Origin of the sequence: Shewanella sp. K8, from assembly GCF_028823715.1 — a bacterium.
GTDB lineage: Bacteria > Pseudomonadota > Gammaproteobacteria > Enterobacterales > Shewanellaceae > Shewanella > Shewanella algae.
This window is the reverse complement of record NZ_JAPEHY010000035.1, coordinates 14,116-30,588: the sequence shown is the minus strand read 5'-3', so window position 1 is coordinate 30,588 and position 16,473 is coordinate 14,116. Positions and strand designations below refer to the sequence as shown.

15 protein-coding genes are annotated in these 16,473 nt (G+C 54.5%); 14 read left to right on the top strand and 1 reads right to left on the bottom strand.

Annotated features, from left to right (window positions below; all coding sequences use genetic code 11):
- The 7 genes from leuD to ON072_RS16995 all read left to right on the top strand — a co-directional run bounded on the left by leuD (window position 1) and on the right by ON072_RS16995 (window position 8,127).
- Window positions 1-606, top strand: coding sequence for a 3-isopropylmalate dehydratase small subunit (gene leuD, locus ON072_RS17025; protein WP_261752981.1), 606 nt, complete (start codon window positions 1-3; stop codon window positions 604-606).
- A 506-nt stretch (window positions 607-1,112) separates the two neighbouring features.
- Window positions 1,113-2,465 (top strand): outer membrane protein transport protein, encoded by a 1,353-nt coding sequence (locus ON072_RS17020; RefSeq protein ID WP_261752982.1) that lies wholly within the window; start codon window positions 1,113-1,115, stop codon window positions 2,463-2,465.
- A 244-nt stretch (window positions 2,466-2,709) separates the two neighbouring features.
- Entirely contained in the window at window positions 2,710-3,180 is a 471-nt protein-coding gene (locus ON072_RS17015; protein WP_044733539.1) for a nuclear transport factor 2 family protein, read from the top strand.
- 26 nt (window positions 3,181-3,206) lie between these two features.
- Window positions 3,207-4,712: a glycerol kinase GlpK gene (gene glpK, locus ON072_RS17010; protein ID WP_261752983.1), complete on the top strand. Its 1,506-nt coding sequence runs from the start codon at window positions 3,207-3,209 to the stop codon at window positions 4,710-4,712.
- An 89-nt stretch (window positions 4,713-4,801) separates the two neighbouring features.
- Window positions 4,802-5,515: an NUDIX hydrolase gene (locus ON072_RS17005; protein WP_261752984.1), complete on the top strand. Its 714-nt coding sequence runs from the start codon at window positions 4,802-4,804 to the stop codon at window positions 5,513-5,515.
- Window positions 5,516-5,667: 152 nt separating this feature from the next.
- The gene (gene prs, locus ON072_RS17000) at window positions 5,668-6,534 is read left to right on the top strand and encodes a ribose-phosphate diphosphokinase (protein WP_159352547.1); all 867 of its coding nucleotides are present in this window, start codon (window positions 5,668-5,670) and stop codon (window positions 6,532-6,534) included.
- A gap of 12 nt (window positions 6,535-6,546) precedes the next feature.
- Window positions 6,547-8,127 carry a nicotinate phosphoribosyltransferase gene (locus ON072_RS16995; RefSeq protein ID WP_261752985.1) on the top strand — a complete coding sequence of 527 codons (1,581 nt, stop codon included), beginning with the start codon at window positions 6,547-6,549 and terminating at the stop codon, window positions 8,125-8,127.
- 31 nt (window positions 8,128-8,158) lie between these two features.
- Here ON072_RS16995 and ON072_RS16990 read toward each other — a convergent pair whose 3' ends face one another.
- Window positions 8,159-8,458, bottom strand: a complete 300-nt coding sequence (locus ON072_RS16990) for a hypothetical protein (RefSeq protein ID WP_144218867.1) — start codon at window positions 8,456-8,458, stop codon at window positions 8,159-8,161.
- Between the two features lie 603 nt (window positions 8,459-9,061).
- Between ON072_RS16990 and mraZ the strand changes: the two genes are divergently transcribed.
- Genes mraZ through mraY form a run of 7 tightly spaced genes read left to right on the top strand, consistent with a single transcriptional unit; the run spans window position 9,062 to window position 16,469 of the window.
- Window positions 9,062-9,520, top strand: a complete 459-nt coding sequence (gene mraZ, locus ON072_RS16985) for a division/cell wall cluster transcriptional repressor MraZ (RefSeq protein ID WP_025010885.1) — start codon at window positions 9,062-9,064, stop codon at window positions 9,518-9,520.
- 29 nt (window positions 9,521-9,549) lie between these two features.
- Complete coding sequence (gene rsmH, locus ON072_RS16980; RefSeq protein WP_025010886.1) at window positions 9,550-10,491, top strand: 16S rRNA (cytosine(1402)-N(4))-methyltransferase RsmH; 942 nt, start codon at window positions 9,550-9,552, stop codon at window positions 10,489-10,491.
- A gap of 8 nt (window positions 10,492-10,499) precedes the next feature.
- Window positions 10,500-10,814, top strand: coding sequence for a cell division protein FtsL (ftsL, locus tag ON072_RS16975; RefSeq protein WP_025010887.1), 315 nt, complete (start codon window positions 10,500-10,502; stop codon window positions 10,812-10,814).
- Window positions 10,811-12,547, top strand: a complete 1,737-nt coding sequence (locus ON072_RS16970) for a penicillin-binding transpeptidase domain-containing protein (RefSeq protein ID WP_025010888.1) — start codon at window positions 10,811-10,813, stop codon at window positions 12,545-12,547. Before ftsL ends, ON072_RS16970 begins: the two co-directional genes overlap by 4 nt.
- The gene (murE, locus tag ON072_RS16965; RefSeq protein WP_144218869.1) at window positions 12,544-14,013 is read left to right on the top strand and encodes a UDP-N-acetylmuramoyl-L-alanyl-D-glutamate--2,6-diaminopimelate ligase; all 1,470 of its coding nucleotides are present in this window, start codon (window positions 12,544-12,546) and stop codon (window positions 14,011-14,013) included. The genes ON072_RS16970 and murE overlap by 4 nt, the downstream gene beginning before the upstream one ends.
- Complete coding sequence (locus ON072_RS16960) at window positions 14,010-15,386, top strand: UDP-N-acetylmuramoyl-tripeptide--D-alanyl-D-alanine ligase (protein ID WP_261752987.1); 1,377 nt, start codon at window positions 14,010-14,012, stop codon at window positions 15,384-15,386. Before murE ends, ON072_RS16960 begins: the two co-directional genes overlap by 4 nt.
- Window positions 15,387-16,469 carry a phospho-N-acetylmuramoyl-pentapeptide-transferase gene (gene mraY, locus ON072_RS16955; protein ID WP_071237737.1) on the top strand — a complete coding sequence of 361 codons (1,083 nt, stop codon included), beginning with the start codon at window positions 15,387-15,389 and terminating at the stop codon, window positions 16,467-16,469.
- The last annotated feature ends 4 nt before the right edge of the window (window positions 16,470-16,473 follow it).

The following is a 16,473-nucleotide window of genomic DNA, read 5'->3' as shown; positions in this document are numbered from 1 at the left end:
ATGCAGGCTTTTACTATTCATCAGGGAATTGCGGTGCCATTGGATAGCGCCAATGTGGATACAGATCAGATCATCCCCAAACAGTTTCTGTCCAAGGTCACCAAGGATGGCTTCGGTGTCCATCTCTTTCACGACTGGCGCTATCTGGATGATGCCGGTGAGCAGCCGGATCCTGCCTTTGTGATGAACCAGCCCAGATATCAGGGAGCCTCTATTTTACTGGCGCGGGAAAACTTCGGTTGTGGCTCCAGCCGTGAACACGCGCCTTGGGCCCTGGCCGACTATGGTTTGCGGGTGATTATTGCGCCCAGCTTTGCCGATATCTTTTACGGCAACGCCATCAATAATGGATTATTGCCGGTGATCCTTGAGGCCGCTGAGGTGCAGCAGTTGTTTGAGGAGGTAACGGCGACCGAAGGCTGTGAAATCAAAGTCGACCTGCAGCAGTGCCAGGTTGTTTCACCATCCGGGAAACGCTTTGCATTTCAACTGGCTGAATCTGCCCGTCATAAGCTGCTCAATGGATTGGATGCCATCGGCCTGACTCTGTCCCATGAGCAGGCCATCGCCGATTATGAAGCCGGGCTGCCGGGCTGGCGCGCCTAATCCCGTCTATTATTTCAGCGTACACTTGTACAAGAGCAGACCAGTGGCTTGGTAACAGGTCTGCTCTCTTGTGTTCCAAACAAGCATGTTGACTGTAATTACCTATAATTTATTTTTTAAAAACATTTGGTTATAGGTTTTGTTCATAGGGAAGTAGACTGCAACTTTGAATGCTTAGTGATTTATGCTGTTTGTCTGACTTAAATTAAGTGAACAAGTGTTTTTATGGTGGATTGATGATTTATTCCTGTTTTTCAAGTTGATAGCTTTTTTCCTTTTGGGTTTCAATTCTTTTCAGCAAACATTAATGCCGTTTCCTCTCTGTTTTAAGCACTGATGGCGTGACTTGTGTCACTTTTACGTCTTTATTTGTTGATTTTTGTGGTTGTTTATCCTGTTTTTTGCTTGCTGCTTGCAAAGATATTCTGTGTCAGTAAACTGCGCCGCAACAAAATGGAGTTATTACTCTATTCAGAAATTGCTAAATAAACAGACAGAGAATAACAATGAAGAAACAACTTATTGCTGTCGCCATTGCGGCCAGCTTTGTGGGAGCAACGACTCAGGTTCAAGCAGCTGGTTTCCAACTGGCAGAATCTTCCGCGACCGGACTTGGACGTGCCTTCGCCGGTGAAGCGGCCATGGCCGATAACCCTGCGGCTCAGGGGCGTAACCCTGCCATGCTCAGCTATCTTGAAGGTCGGCAGATCTCTGCCGGTGCCATCTATGTGATGCCGGACGTTGACGCCACGGGGCGGGTGTCATTGACATCACTGTCAGATAAACTGCCATTCTCTGTAACCATGAATGCTGATGCGCTCGATGTGGCCGATAATGCCGCAGTACCTAACTTCTATTACTCCAATCAGCTCAACGACAGTTGGACCTGGGGTCTGGCACTGAACTCCAACTATGGTCTGTCTACCGAACTGCCGGCCGCTCACGCCGCCTCCATTTTTGGTAACAAGACCGCGGTGACTACTGTAGAGCTGAACACCAATATTGCTTACCGCATTGATGAGCACTTCACTGTGGGTGCCGGTCTGCGCGGTGTGTATGGTGACGGTGAGATAGGCGCATCTGTTCCTGGCTGGATAGAAGGCGTTCGTGCTATCCCTGGCTTGCCGGCAGAGGTAACTTCTCGTCTGCCTGCCGCCGGCACCGAGCTCAAGCATCTGGAAGGTGATGACTTTGGTTATGGTTGGCAGCTAGGTGCCAGCTGGCAGATCAATGCTAATCACCGCCTGGGTATCGCCTATCACAGCCACGTTGAGCTGGATCTGGATGGTCAGGCGCGCGGCCTGGTCTATACCGGCGGTACAGCCGAGGTTGAAGGCTACCTGCCATTGGAGCTGCCGGCATTTGCCGAGCTGGCTTCTTACCATCAGTTGACTGACAACTGGGCGATGCACGCCAGCATCAACTGGACCGACTGGAGTGTGTTCAACAAGCTGGTGGCTTATTTCCCTGGTGAGCAGAAGCCTATCGGCGGCCTGGAATCCGATCTGGTGAAGGAAGAAAACTTCAAAGACAACTGGCGCTTTGCTCTGGGTACCAGCTATCAGCTGAACAACGAGTGGTTGTTGCGTGCCGGTGTGGCCTTGGATAAGACAGCGGTTGACGATGAATACCGTACTATCACTATTCCAGATACCGACCGTCTCTGGTTCAGTGTGGGTGCCGGTTATGCCCCCAGCAAGAACCTGACAGTGGATCTGGGTCTGACCTATATCCGCGCCCACGGTGATGCTCCTATCAACGAGACTCAGGATCTGATGGGCCTGGCTAAGGTTGCCTTCCAGGGCGATGCCAGCGGCCACGTCTGGTTGGCGGGTCTGCAAGTGACCTACAAGATGTAATACCATTCCGGCCAAGGAATGAGACAAGAGCCCCGCCAAGCGGGGCTTTTTCATATCAGGCCTAGTCTGGCTCAAGGCGGTGTTAAACTTGGCGCGGCTGCACTCAAGGCTGTTTAATCGCTGGTGGGAGCGAGCTCAGGGCTGTTTAATCGCTGGTGGGAGTGCGCTCAGGGCTGTTTTATACTTGGCGTGGCCGAGCTCAGGGCTTATATTCATGCTATTGCCAACAAAAAATAATAAGCCCATGAAATATCCATTCCTGTTTGCCAGTGCTATCTCTCTGATTTCAATGCCGAGTTTGGCCGAGTCAGATCCTGTCAGTATGTTTATTCAAGGTTTCAATGAGCAAAAGATTGAGCTGATGTTGGCGCAAACCACGGAAGACGTGACTTGGTTTAATGTCAGCATCACCAAGGTCGATCTGCAGGCTTCCGGGCATTCGGAATTGGGCGCGGCTATGACCGACTATTTTCAAACTTTGCCGGGGGCCAAGGCCAGTATTCTTGGCTCGCTGAGCTCGGGTAACTATGTCAGTACCCTGGAAAAGGTCAGCTGGCAGCAGGATGGCGAGCAAAATAGCCAATGTAATATGGGCGTTTATACCTTGAGGGGCGATAAGATTGCCGCCGTCTGGTACTACCCGGCGCAGGAGTGTGATATTCCCGAAGCGGAAATCGGCTTACCCCGAGGCGATCAGCCTTGGCAGCAAAATTAATTCAGCCAACCCAAGAAAGCTTTCACGTGCAAAAGAAATATATTATTGCCCTGGATCAGGGTACTACCAGCTCACGGGCGATTATTTTCGATCAACAGGCCAATATCGTGGCCGTCTCCCAGCGAGAGTTCAGTCAGCACTACCCGCAACCCGGCTGGGTCGAGCATGATCCCATGGAAATCTGGGCATCCCAGAGTTCGACACTGATAGAGGTCATCGCCCGCGCCGGGATCCACAGTGACGAAGTGGCGGCCATCGGCATTACCAATCAGCGGGAAACCACTGTCATCTGGGATAAGCTCACAGGTAAGCCAGTTGCCAACGCCATTGTTTGGCAGTGTCGGCGCAGCAAGGAGATCTGTGAGCAGCTCAAGGCCGAGGGGCTGGAGGACTATGTCCGCGACAATACAGGTTTGTTACTGGATCCCTATTTTTCGGCCACCAAGATTAAGTGGCTGCTGGATAATGTCGAGGGTGCCCGCGAGCGGGCCGAAAGAGGCGAGTTGCTCTTTGGTACTATCGACAGCTGGCTGGTATGGAAGCTGACCGAGGGCAAGGTGCATGTGACCGACCCCACCAATGCGTCGCGCACCATGCTCTACAATATCCACAAACAATGCTGGGATCAGACCCTGTTACAGGCGCTGGACATCCCAGCTTCGTTGTTGCCCGAGGTCAAGCCGTCGATGGCTATCTATGGCACAACCCGGATTGCCGGTGAGGGCAGTGAAATTCTCATCGCCGGCATGGCCGGGGATCAGCAGGCGGCGCTGTTCGGCCAGCTGTGCGTCGAACCCGGCATGGCCAAGAATACCTATGGCACCGGCTGCTTTTTGCTGATGAACACAGGTGACAAGGCGGTGCGCTCAGAGCATGGGTTGCTGACAACTGTGGCTGTAGGCCCCAAGGGCGAGGTGCAATATGCGCTGGAAGGCTCGGTATTTATGGGCGGCGCGACCATACAGTGGCTGAGGGACGAATTGGGGCTTATTCGTGATGCCCAGGACACAGAGTACTTTGCCTCCAAGGTAGAAGATACCAATGGGGTTTATCTGGTGCCGGCATTTGTCGGGCTGGGAGCCCCTTATTGGGATGCCAACGCCCGCGGCTCTTTGCAAGGATTGACCCGCGGCGTAAACCGCAACCACATCATACGTGCGGCGCTGGAATCCATCGCCTATCAGAGCCGGGATCTGCTGGATGCCATGAGTAAAGATAGCGCTGTTGCACTCAAGCAGCTGAGGGTGGATGGCGGCGCCGTGAGTAACGACTTCCTGATGCAGTTTCAGGCCGATATCACAGATACTCAAGTACTGCGGCCGGCCTTGACCGAAACTACCGCCATGGGAGCGGCATTTTTGGCCGGTCTTGCCTGTGGTTTCTGGGACTCGGTGGAAGATCTTTCTCACCGGAGCGATGTTGAACGTTGCTTCGAGCCGGCCATGGATGAAGGACGGCGGGAGCTTTATTACCGCGGTTGGCAGAAGGCGGTGGACCGTTGTCGCCACTGGCATGAAACCGACGAACTGTGATGTGCCGGGCGGTTTCTTGTCGGCTGTTATTGTCTCCCATTGAATAGTGACTCAAAATAGTGCCCCAAAGACACCAAAGTGAGCCCGCCATGACAGTGACGACTGAAGCCGAATATCTGGCGCAATACAATATCCATGATTATCCGCTGCCGTTGACCAGTGTCGACAGCGTGCTGCTCTGTGTGCGAGAAAGGCAATTGTGTGTGCTCTTGGTCAAGCGTTCCGGGTTTCCCTACAAAGGGATGTGGGCATTGCCGGGAGGCTTTATCGATCTGCAGCAGGATGAGGATATCGATGCTTCGGCCAAGCGCAAACTTAAGCAAAAGACCGGGATAGTGCCGCCCTACCTGGAGCAGTTACAGAGTATAGGCAATGGCAGCCGGGATCCCAGAGGCTGGTCGGTCACCATCAGCTATTATGCGCTGATGCCTCATCTTGAACCTGTCATGGAAGGTTCTGAAGAGAGCCGCTGGTTCAGCTTGCAGTCGCTGCCCGAACACTTGGCCTTTGATCACGCCGAGATCATAGCCTTGGCACAGGAGCGCTTACGCCAAAAGGCGCTTTACAGCCTGGTGGCGGCTTTTGCCCTGCCGGAATTGTTTACCCTGGCCGAGTTGCAGCGAGTGCATGAGGCTATTCTGGGTAAGCCACTGCAGAAGAAATCTTTCCGGCGGCGAATCGAGCAGGCCGGCGTGCTCGCCCCCTGTGGAGAGGGCCAGGTCGAAGTCGGTCGCCCACCCCAGCTCTACCGGGTATTGCCTGAAGCTGCCGATTATCGCTTTGTACGCAACCTGGAAGCTTGAAACTTCATTTGAGCTTCTTTGGTTTACCACTATCTTATCCATTGTTTTAATTCTTCTTTTTAGATAAGTGTCCTTTTGACTCAAAATAAGCTTGACCACTCCAGCTCGTTGCTTTAGATTAAGTGTCACTAAGACACTTAATGGTGAGCGATATGGATATCAGTATTGAGCTAGTAAACAAAGATGCAACCCGACAGGCTTTGACTGTTGAGCAATGGCAGTTTGCTGGTGGTGAGCAGCATGTGCGTCTGGCGGGTTTTGATGGACAACAGGTACAGAGCGCGATTATCTACGCCAGGTTGCAGAGCAGTGATGCCATCATGCAGCTGCTGCTGATCAAAGATGCTTTGGACCGCGCCGCCCCCGGCATTCAGGTTTCACTGCAACTTCCCTATTTCCCCTATGCCCGCCAAGACAGGGTTTGCGTCGCCGGTGAGGCCTTTTCCGCCGCCGTGATGGCGGGGTTGCTGCGAAATGCCGGCTTCAGCCAGATCCGCTGCTGGGATCTGCACTCGGTGGTCAGTGAGCAACTGCTGGAGGCCGAGCAGGTACATCAGGCGCAGCTGGTTTGTCAGTTTGCGCAGCTGAAGCAGTGGCTGCAAACCCACCAGGCGGCACTGCTGGCGCCGGACAAGGGCGCTAGCCACAAGATAGCCACGGTTGCCGATGCGCTGAGTACCGCCGGGATTGAGGCCGAAGTGTTTCAGGCCAGTAAACGCCGGGATCCGGCGACGGGCGCCATATTGGCATCCGAGTTGGACGCCGATGTCGCTGGCCGCAGTCTGCTGATCCTGGATGATATTTGTGACGGTGGCAGAACCTTTATCGAGCTGGCGCGGCTTTTGAAACAAAAAGGCGCCGCCCGAGTGGGACTCTATGTGACCCATGGCCTGTTTTCCCGCGGAATCGAACCGCTGGAAGGTTTGATTGATGCCGTGTTTACCACAGATTCTGTGTGCCCATTGCATCCGTTTGAGTCGCAAATTGTCGAGCTGCACACCTTGAAACTGTTTGAATAAAAGGAGTTTATTATGAGTATCATCGCCCCCTCAATGCAGAAGGATGTCTACAAAGAGTTTCATGGTCGCGCCTATCATCCTCAGGTGACCGAGGTGTATGCCAACTTCACTTCCCGCAGCGGTCGCAATGCCAACATAGCAGACAATGACAAAGTCGCCTTTGTTGGACTGCAGTATTTTATCAAGAGCTATTTGATGGAGGAGTGGGACAGCTTCTTTCGTCAGCCCAAGGAGCAGGCCGTGGCCGCCCATAAGCGCATACTCAGTGCCATGCTGGGGTACAGCGTCGATGTTTCTTATCTGGAAAAACTCCACGACCTTGGGTATTTACCGCTGAGGATCAAGGCGCTGGAAGAGGGGACTCTGGTGCCTTATCTGGTGCCGCCGTTGACCATAGTCAACACCCATCCGGATTTCCCCTGGTTGACCAACATGATAGAAACTGTGCTTAGTTGTGAAAACTGGCCGATACAAACCAGTGCCACCACGGCCGTTGCTTACCTGCGTACCTTTAAAGAGTTCGCCGACAAGACAGGCCTGCCTGCCGAGATGGTAGCGTTTCAGGGGCATGACTTCAGTTTTCGCGGCATGTTCGGTAAGCAGGCCGCTGCCATGAGTGGTTTTGGTCATTTGGCCAGCGGTTTTGTTGGAACCGACACCATTCCGGCGGTGCTGTTTGCCGAGAAGTACTATGGTGCCGATGTCGATAAGGAGTTGGTCGGCGCCTCAGTGGATGCCACCGAGCACTCGGTGACCTGTTCCTGGATCCTCGAAGGGGAGATAGCCTTCTTCCGTTATCTGATGCAGACCCAGTCTCCCAAGGGGATCCTCAGTGTGGTGTCCGATACCTGGGATTTCTGGACTCTGGTGACTCAATACTTACCTGAACTCAAGCAGGAGATCCTCGAGCGTGACGGCACCCTGGTGATCCGCCCTGATTCCGGCGACCCTGTGACCATTCTCAGCGGTTATAAGCTGGCGCCTGAATCACTTATCCGCGAATGTGGCCTGGATGAAGCATTGCAAAAGGCGGCCGATAACGGTTATGAGGCGATAAGTTGGCATGGTGAGTTTATCGGTCTGCAGCGGCAAACCCTGATGGCCTGCGAGGTGAAGGGGCTTATCGAGTGCCTGTGGGAGATTTTTGGTGGCACCTTGACCGACAAGGGTTACAAGTTATTGGATAACCATGTGGGTGCCATTTATGGCGATGCCATCACGCTCGAGCGCCAACGACAAATACTGCAGCGTTTGATGGATAAAGGTTTTGCTTCCAAAGTCGTGCTGGGGATTGGCTCATACAGCTATCAATATGTCACCCGAGATACCCATGGCTCGGCAGTCAAGGCGACCCACGTGATAAAAGACGGCGAGCCGCTGGCGATTTTCAAGGCACCCAAGACTGATAGCCAAAAGCGTTCCGCCAAGGGGCTACTGCAAGTGGTTATGCAAGACGGTGAGCTGGTGCTGCGAGACGATGTTTCGGTGACTGAAGAAGCCCTGGGGCTGCTGCAAACTGTTTATGAGGATGGCAAACTGCTTCGTGAAACCAATTTGGCCGAGATACGTCAGCGGGTGGCGGCGCAGCTGTGAAGCCTTGATTCAATGACATTTATTGGCAGGGTCAGACATCGATATCTATGATCTGACCCTTGCCCTCTTCTTGCGCCCTGGACTCATCCCTTTCTTCATCTTCCTGGCGGCGGTTATGTTTACGCCGCTCGTGGGCAAAGCCTTTCTGCTCTTTGCGGCGATCAGCGACTTTTTCACGCTTGTCTATTTCGGGAGGCAGTTGCGATTGCGGGGCTTCGTGGCTGTCGGGCGCTATGGCGGAGCTGGTCTTGACCTGCTCCACTTCGCGTTTGGGCTGAAATATCGCCTTGACCGGGCGCGCCAACATGGCGTAAATGCTGTCCAATCCCATTAGAGTTCCCCGTGCCGGCGGCTTTTGCGCCGGTTAGATGCTTTAACTGTTAGCCTATTCTGTATCCTTTATCGGCCTGTTTCGCCTAAAAATTAGACTGAATTTATCCTTTGAGGTTCCGGCTGTATCAAAACAGTGCTGAAATCTTTGACTCAGGCTCTGAACACTATGTAGGAAAAGCCTGTTGTTCTGATATGGGCAAGAAATTTTAGTTAACCATGATTTAACATTTAACCCTCAGATACAGCTGTAAGGTTGGCATAGTGGTTTATCCTGGCCGAGTTTTGCCGCCACAGAAGTTTGCACTGGATCGCACTCCTGAATGCCCGGATCCGGGAAACTTCTCCACAATCGTTTCTTTTCACTGTGAAAATCTCCCCTGTCAGTGTTGAAATTTTCCACTGCCAGGGGCGGTAGCACCACTTTTTGCCACTTGGAATTCGGCTGTTCAAAAAATGTTGTGACACGCTGCTAACCCGCTTGGTGACTGGCTTTATTCGAGTTTGCATTGCTTGACAATCCTTGTTGACTATCCCTAAACTTAGCATCTGTGGGAATTTGTGGATCTTTGTGGATCTATTAACTGAGCAAGGATGAAACCAAGTGTTTTCCGGCGCAAGTGCTTTGAATCTGGATGCCAAGGGGCGGATCGCTATGCCAACGCGATACCGCGAGCCTCTGCATGCCGATCATCAAGGCAAGCTGGTAATCACTGTGGATATCCAATCTCCCTGCCTGTTGATCTATCCGATAAACGAATGGAACAAAGTCGCCGACAAGCTGCTCGGTCTGTCTGATTTTCAACCACAGGAGCGGGCGATGAAGCGCCTGATGTTGGGCTATGCCCAGGAATGTGAGTTGGATGCCAACGGCCGGGTTTTGTTGACTCCGCCGCTCAGGCAATACGCCTCTTTGGAAAAGAAGACCATGTTGGTCGGGCAGTTGAACAAATTCGAACTCTGGGATGAGCAGGTCTGGCAGCAGCAGCTGGCCGACAGCCTGGAGATGATTAAGAGCCAGGGATTGACCGCCAGTGAGCGGCTGGCTGATTTCTCACTCTGATGAGTGAGACCAGATTAAAGAAGAGAGTGATGAGCCAAAACTTTGCCCACCTGTCTGTCCTGCTTCAAGAAACGGTAGACGGGCTCAATATCCGCCCAGATGGCATCTATATCGACGGCACTTTCGGTCGAGGCGGACACTCACGTCAGATCCTTTCCCGCCTGGGTGAACAGGGGCGGCTGATTGCCATCGATAGAGACCCGGCGGCCATTGAAGCTGCCAAACAGTTTGCCGATGATCCGCGTTTCACCATAGTCCATGGCGGTTTTGGCCAGTTGGCCGACTATGTTGAGCAACTTGGGCTGGTGGGCAAGATAGACGGTGTCTTACTGGATCTCGGTGTGTCATCACCGCAACTGGACGATGCCGAGCGAGGCTTTAGTTTTCTGCGTGATGGCCCACTGGATATGCGGATGGATAACAGTCAGGGCGAAACGGCGGCTCAGTGGCTCGCCAGGGCCGAAGTCGAAGATATGGCCTGGGTATTCAAGACCTATGGTGAAGAGAAAAACGCCCGCCATATCGCCCGTTGTATCGCCGCCGACCGTGATGAGAAGCCGTTTTTGCGCACCAAAGATTTGGCCGGCTTGATCGAAAGGATCACCAAACACAAAGAGCGCAACAAGCATCCGGCAACTCGAGTGTTTCAGGCGATTCGCATCTATATCAACAGCGAGCTGGATCAGATAGATCAAGCACTGGAAGGGGCACTGCAAGTACTGGCGCCCAAGGGACGGCTGTCGATCATCAGCTTCCATTCTCTTGAAGATCGCATGGTGAAGCGTTTTATCCGCCGTCACAGCAAAGGCGAGGAAGTGCCCTACGGTTTGCCGGTGACCGAGGCCGAGCTCAACCGCTCGCGGCAGCTGTTGCCCATAGGCAAGGCGATGAAACCGTCGGATGAAGAGATTGCCGTTAATGCCCGGGCCCGCAGTTCTGTACTCAGAATTGCCGAGCGTTTGCCTTACTGAGGTTGACGGTGAGTAAGTCGCAACTCAATCTGGCGCGCATAGTGCTGCAGGATCTTTGGCAGCACAAATGGATCCTCTTGCTGGGCATGCTGGTACTGGGTAATGCGGTTGCCGTGGTATATACCAGCCACATCAGCCGTACCCAAACCAGTGAGTTGGACAAGCTGTTACAGGAAAGGGATCGCCTGGACATTGAGTGGCGCAACCTGTTGCTGGAAGAACAGTCGCAGGCAGAGCACAGCCGGATAACCCGGATTGCGACCAAGGAATTGGACATGATAAGGCCCTTACCCAATGAAGAGGTGGTAGTGAGACTCCCATGAGAAAACAGGCTAAAAGGATTCAAAAGCCCCAACTGATCCACTGGCGACTGCAAGTGGTGGTGGCTTTTGTTTGCCTGTTGTTTGTCTCGCTTGTTGGACGTGCCGCCTACATCCAGGTGATAGAACCGGAAAAACTGCGTCATGAGAGTGATATGCGCACTTTGCGAACCACCTCCAACGAGGTGCAAAGGGGGCTTATCACTGACCGCAATGGCGAGATGCTGGCCGTCAGCGTGCCTGTGCGTGCCGTCTACGCCGACCCCAAGGTGGTTCACGACAAGGATGGCTTCAATGATATGCGCCGCTGGCGGGCGCTGGCCGATGTATTGCACGAGCCGCTGGATGACCTGTTGGCAAGGGTGCAGTCCAACCCCAAGAAACGCTTTACCTACCTCAAGCGCCAGGTTACCCCGGCGGTAGCGCACTATATCGAGCAACTGAAGCTACCTGGTATTTACCTCAAGTCTGAATCACGCCGTTACTATCCGGCCGGTGAGATCAGCGCTCAGCTGGTCGGGATCACCAATATTGATGATGTTGGCATCGAAGGCATTGAAAACACTTACAACAGCTGGCTGACCGGCACCCCCTCCAAGCAGAAGGTGCGCAAGTCCCGCGACGGCCGGGTGGTTGAGCGGCTGGATATCATCCAGGAGGGCGAGAGCCCCAATGATCTGGTGCTCAGCATAGATCAGCGTATTCAGCAGTTGGCTTACCGTGAACTCAAGCGTGCCACCGAAATGAACCAGGCAACATCCGGTTCTGTGGTGGTGCTGGATGTGCACACGGGTGAAGTGCTGGCGATGGTCAACACCCCCTCCTATAACCCCAACTCGCGGGAAAACCTGCAGAGCCACAGGATGCGTAACCGCGCCCTGACAGACACCTTCGAGCCGGGTTCGACAGTGAAACCCTTTGTGGTGGTGGCTGCGCTGGAAGCCGGAATCGTCAAGAGCGATGAGTTGATCCCGACATCACCCGGTTGGATGCGTATCGGTGGTCGACAGGTGCGGGATGCCCGCAACTATGGCGATATGTCGCTGGCGAAGATTTTGATCAAGTCCAGTAACGTGGGGATCAGTAAGTTGGCACTGGAAATGCCGGTGCAGCAGCTTCTGGGCACCTATCAGTCCATGGGGCTCGGCAACTATTCAGGGATCAACCTGACCGGCGAGAGTGCCGGTTTGGTGCAGGACAGACACAGATGGTCCGACTTTGAACGGGCGACTCTGTCCTTCGGCTATGGCCTGACCGCTACCCCGCTGCAATTGGCGCGTATGTACGCCACTTTGGGCAGTGGCGGCATGCTTTACCCGGTATCGATTCTTAAACTGAAGCAACCGCCGGAAGGCACCCGGGTAATAGCCCCGGACGTGGCCCGCGATGTGATCAACATGCTGGTGGGCGTGACCGAGAAGGGCGGCACAGGCACTCGGGCGCACATTGAAGGCTATCCGGTCGCCGGTAAGTCGGGCACCAGTCGTAAGGCGATAGCTGGTGGCTATGGCGATGACTATGTTGCCCTGTTTGCCGGTGTCGCGCCGGCCAATAACCCCAGGCTCGCCATGGTCGTGGTGATCAACGAGCCCAAAGGGGACAGATATTACGGCGGCGTGGTGGCGGCACCTGTGTTTGGCAAGGTGATGTCCGGCGCGTTGCAGATGTTGAATGTGGAGCCTGTGAGTGATGATACTCGCGTGCAACTGGCTCAGGTACCTAGGAGAGCAGAATGATGTTATTGCGGGATCTGCTGGCTCCCTGGTTTCATTATTCCGGCGCGGAGGCGGTGGCCGAGCCCTGTCTAGACAGTCGGAAAGTGGTTGAAGGTGGCCTTTTCGTGGCCGTTCCCGGACATCAGGCCGATGGTCGGGAGTATGTTGCCGCCGCCTTCAACAAGGGAGCCGCGGCTGCCTTGCTGCATACGGACGATCCGGATGCCCACGGCAAGGTGGAGCGGGAGCAAGGCTTAACCATCTACTTTTTTCAACTGAGTCGGCAGCTATCGGCGCTGGCGGCCCAGTTCTATGGCATTCACGCAGTCAAGCCTCGCCTGGTGGGGATTACCGGCACCAATGGCAAGACTTCTGTCAGCCAGCTTGTCGCCCAGTGGGTGTCTTTGCTCGGCGAAAAGGCCGGTGTTATGGGCACTTTGGGGAACGGTTTGCTGGGGGAGCTCCAGGAAGCGACCAATACTACCAGTGATGCCTTGGCCGTGATGGCCCAGCTCAAGGCTTTTGAGCAGATGGATGTCAGCGTCTGCGCCATGGAAGTATCCAGCCACGGTTTGGTGCAGGGACGGGTAGAAGCCGCGCCCTTTGAAGTGGCTGTGTTTACCAACCTGAGCCGGGATCATCTGGATTATCACCAGACCATGGAGGCTTATGCCGCCGCCAAATTGAGGCTGATGCGATTTGCCTGTCTCAAACACGCGGTGATTAACCTGGATGACGCCACAGGGCAGGCCTGGTTCGAGGAGCTGCCCAAGGCCAAGTTGCTCGGCTATAGCATTAAGCAAGATCCCAGAGCGGCAGTTGTTGCCGTTAATCCTCAATATCACGCCAAGGGCGTGCGCGCCGAGATCCACTGGCCGGAAGGCAAAGGCGTGCTGGAGACCCCGCTGCTGGGCGAATTCAATCTCTCCAATCTGTTGGCGGCGCTGACGGCGCTCTATGCCATGGGGTATCCGCTGCAAAAGCTGCTGACAGTGTCACCGGCCCTGAAGCCCGTGCCCGGACGGATGGAGTGTTTCCCGTCGAGAAAAGGTTTTTCGCTGGTGGTGGATTATGCCCACACCCCGGATGCGCTGGAGCAAGCGCTCAAGGCGCTGCGGCTGCATACCGACAACCGCCTCTGGTGTGTATTTGGCTGCGGCGGCGATCGTGACAAGGGCAAGCGGCCGCTGATGGCCAGTGCTGCCGAGGCTTTTGCCGACCGCTTGATGGTCACCAGCGACAATACTCGCAGTGAAGAGCCACAAACCATCATTGATGAAGTCATGGCCGGGCTGACTCGCCCCGAGGCGGCATTCTCCTGTGTCGATAGGGTGACAGCCATTAAACAGGTTTGCGCCCAGGCAGAGGCGGGAGATGTGATTTTGCTGGCCGGCAAGGGGCATGAAACCTATCAGGAAGTTGCCGGAAGCCGTCATCACTACGATGAGCGGGCCTTGGCGCTGGAACTTAGCGGAGGCAAAGCATGATCCCTTTGACCCTGCAACAGATAGCCACGGCGCTGAATGCCAAGTTGATTCCAGCGACTGCCGCAGAGCAGTTGATTGAGAGTGTCAGCACAGATAGCCGCGATATAGGCACCCAAAGTTTGTTTATCGCCCTCAAGGGTGAGCGCTTCGACGCCCATGAGTTTGCGCCAACGGCGGTCAAAAATGGCGCCGCAGCGCTCCTGGTCAGCCGCGAGTTGGCACTCGATGTGCCGCAGCTGCTGGTGGCCGCCCCTCACCAGGCCCTGGGGCAACTGGCGGCCATGGTACGTAGCCTGGTATCACTCAAGTGTGTTGCCTTGACCGGCTCCAACGGCAAGACCAGCGTCAAGGAGATGTTGGCGACCATATTGTCGCAACATGCCAAGGTGCTCTACACCGCCGGTAACTTCAACAACGATATAGGCGTGCCGCTAACAGCCTTGCGACTGGAGCCTGAACACGAATACGCGGTATTTGAGCTTGGCGCTAACCACAAGGGTGAAATTGATTACACCTCGGCCATAGTGCGCCCGGATGTTGCCCTGGTGAACAATGTTGCCAGCGCACACCTCGAAGGGTTTGGCTCAGAGGCCGGTGTGGCGGCGGCCAAATCCGAGATTTTCAATCACTTATCTCCGGACGGCTGCGCCATTATCAATGCCGATGACAGATACGCCGAGGTAATGCGTCAGGCTGCGTTAGGCTACCGTCAGTTAAGCTATGGCATTGACGCAGCAGCCGAGTTGACAGCCAAAGATTTACAGGCCGATGCCTCGGGGCGTTATCGCTGCACTCTTTGCTGGCAGCAACAGGAGTATTCGCTGGCACTACCGTTGGCCGGCCGACATCAGGTGGCCAATGCTCTGGCGGCAACTTCGGTTTGCCTGGCGCTGGGCCTGGACATGGCAAGCATTATCTCAGGCTTGCAACAGATGCAGCCGGTCAAGGGACGCATGCTGCCCACTGAGCTTGGGCGAGTGCAGCTGATCGACGATAGCTATAACGCCAATCCGGCCTCGGTCAAGGCTGCGATCAACTGGCTTCACGAAATTCACGGAAATCGCATTCTGGTACTGGGCGATTTGGGGGAATTAGGCGACAATGCCCCCCTTTTGCATCGCGAGCTGGGTGAGTATGCCCGGGAGGCCGGGATAGATGCCCTGTTTTGCTGCGGTCAATTAACTCAGAACACCAGCCAGGGGTTTGGTACGGAACATCTGGATACCCAAGGGCGTTTGGTGGAAAGTTTAGTCAAATATATCAATCAGTTGTCAGGGAGTGTCACTGTATTGGTCAAGGGTTCACGCAGCATGCGTATGGAGCGTGTGGTCGAGGCCCTTAAATCAGCCTTCGGGCGTGGGGAGTTAGTGTAGATGCTGGTGTATCTGGCGGAGTATCTAACCCAGTTTTATACCGGGTTTAACGTGTTTTCCTATTTGACCTTCAGAGCGATTCTGGGGTTGTTAACCGCCCTCAGCTTCGCGCTCTGGTGGGGGCCCAAGTTGATTGAACGTTTGCAGCTTTTGCAGATAGGCCAGGTGGTGCGTAATGACGGCCCTGAGTCACATTTCAGTAAGCGTGGCACCCCAACAATGGGTGGATTGCTGGTGCTGGCGGGGATCTTTATCAGTGTCCTGCTGTGGGGCGATCTCGGTAACCGTTATGTCTGGGTGATGTTATTCGTTCTGGGCAGCTTTGGCCTCATCGGCTTCCTCGATGATTACCGCAAGGTGGTGCGCAAGGATCCCAAGGGCCTAGTAGCCCGTTGGAAGTACATTTTACAGTCGCTTGCAGCGATTGCTGTGGCCTTTTATCTCTACGCCACCGCGGCCCTGCCGGGTGAAACCCAATTGGTGGTGCCTTTCTTCAAGGATGTGATGCCGCAGCTGGGGCTGTTCTTCGTTGTTTTGGCCTACTTCACCATAGTGGGTTCGAGCAATGCGGTTAACCTGACCGATGGCCTCGATGGCTTGGCGATTATGCCGACCGTTATGGTCGCGGCGGCGTTTGCGCTTATTGCCTACCTCTCCGGCCATGCGCAATTTGCCGGCTATCTGCATATTCCGCATCTGCCTGGCGCCGGTGAATTGGTGATTGTCTGCACCGCGATAGTCGGTGCCGGTCTTGGTTTCCTTTGGTTCAACACCTATCCGGCGCAAGTGTTTATGGGCGACGTAGGTTCGCTGTCACTGGGGGCAGCGCTCGGCACCATGGCTGTGCTGGTACGCCAGGAAATCTTGCTGGTGATTATGGGCGGTGTATTCGTAATGGAGACTGTGTCAGTCATCCTTCAGGTTGGATCCTATAAGCTGCGTGGCCAACGGATTTTCCGTATGGCACCCATACACCACCACTATGAATTGAAAGGTTGGCCCGAGCCCAGAGTGATAGTGCGTTTCTGGATTATCTCTTTGTTCCTGGTTCTGCTGGGATTGGCCACCCTGAAGTTGAGGTAAACAG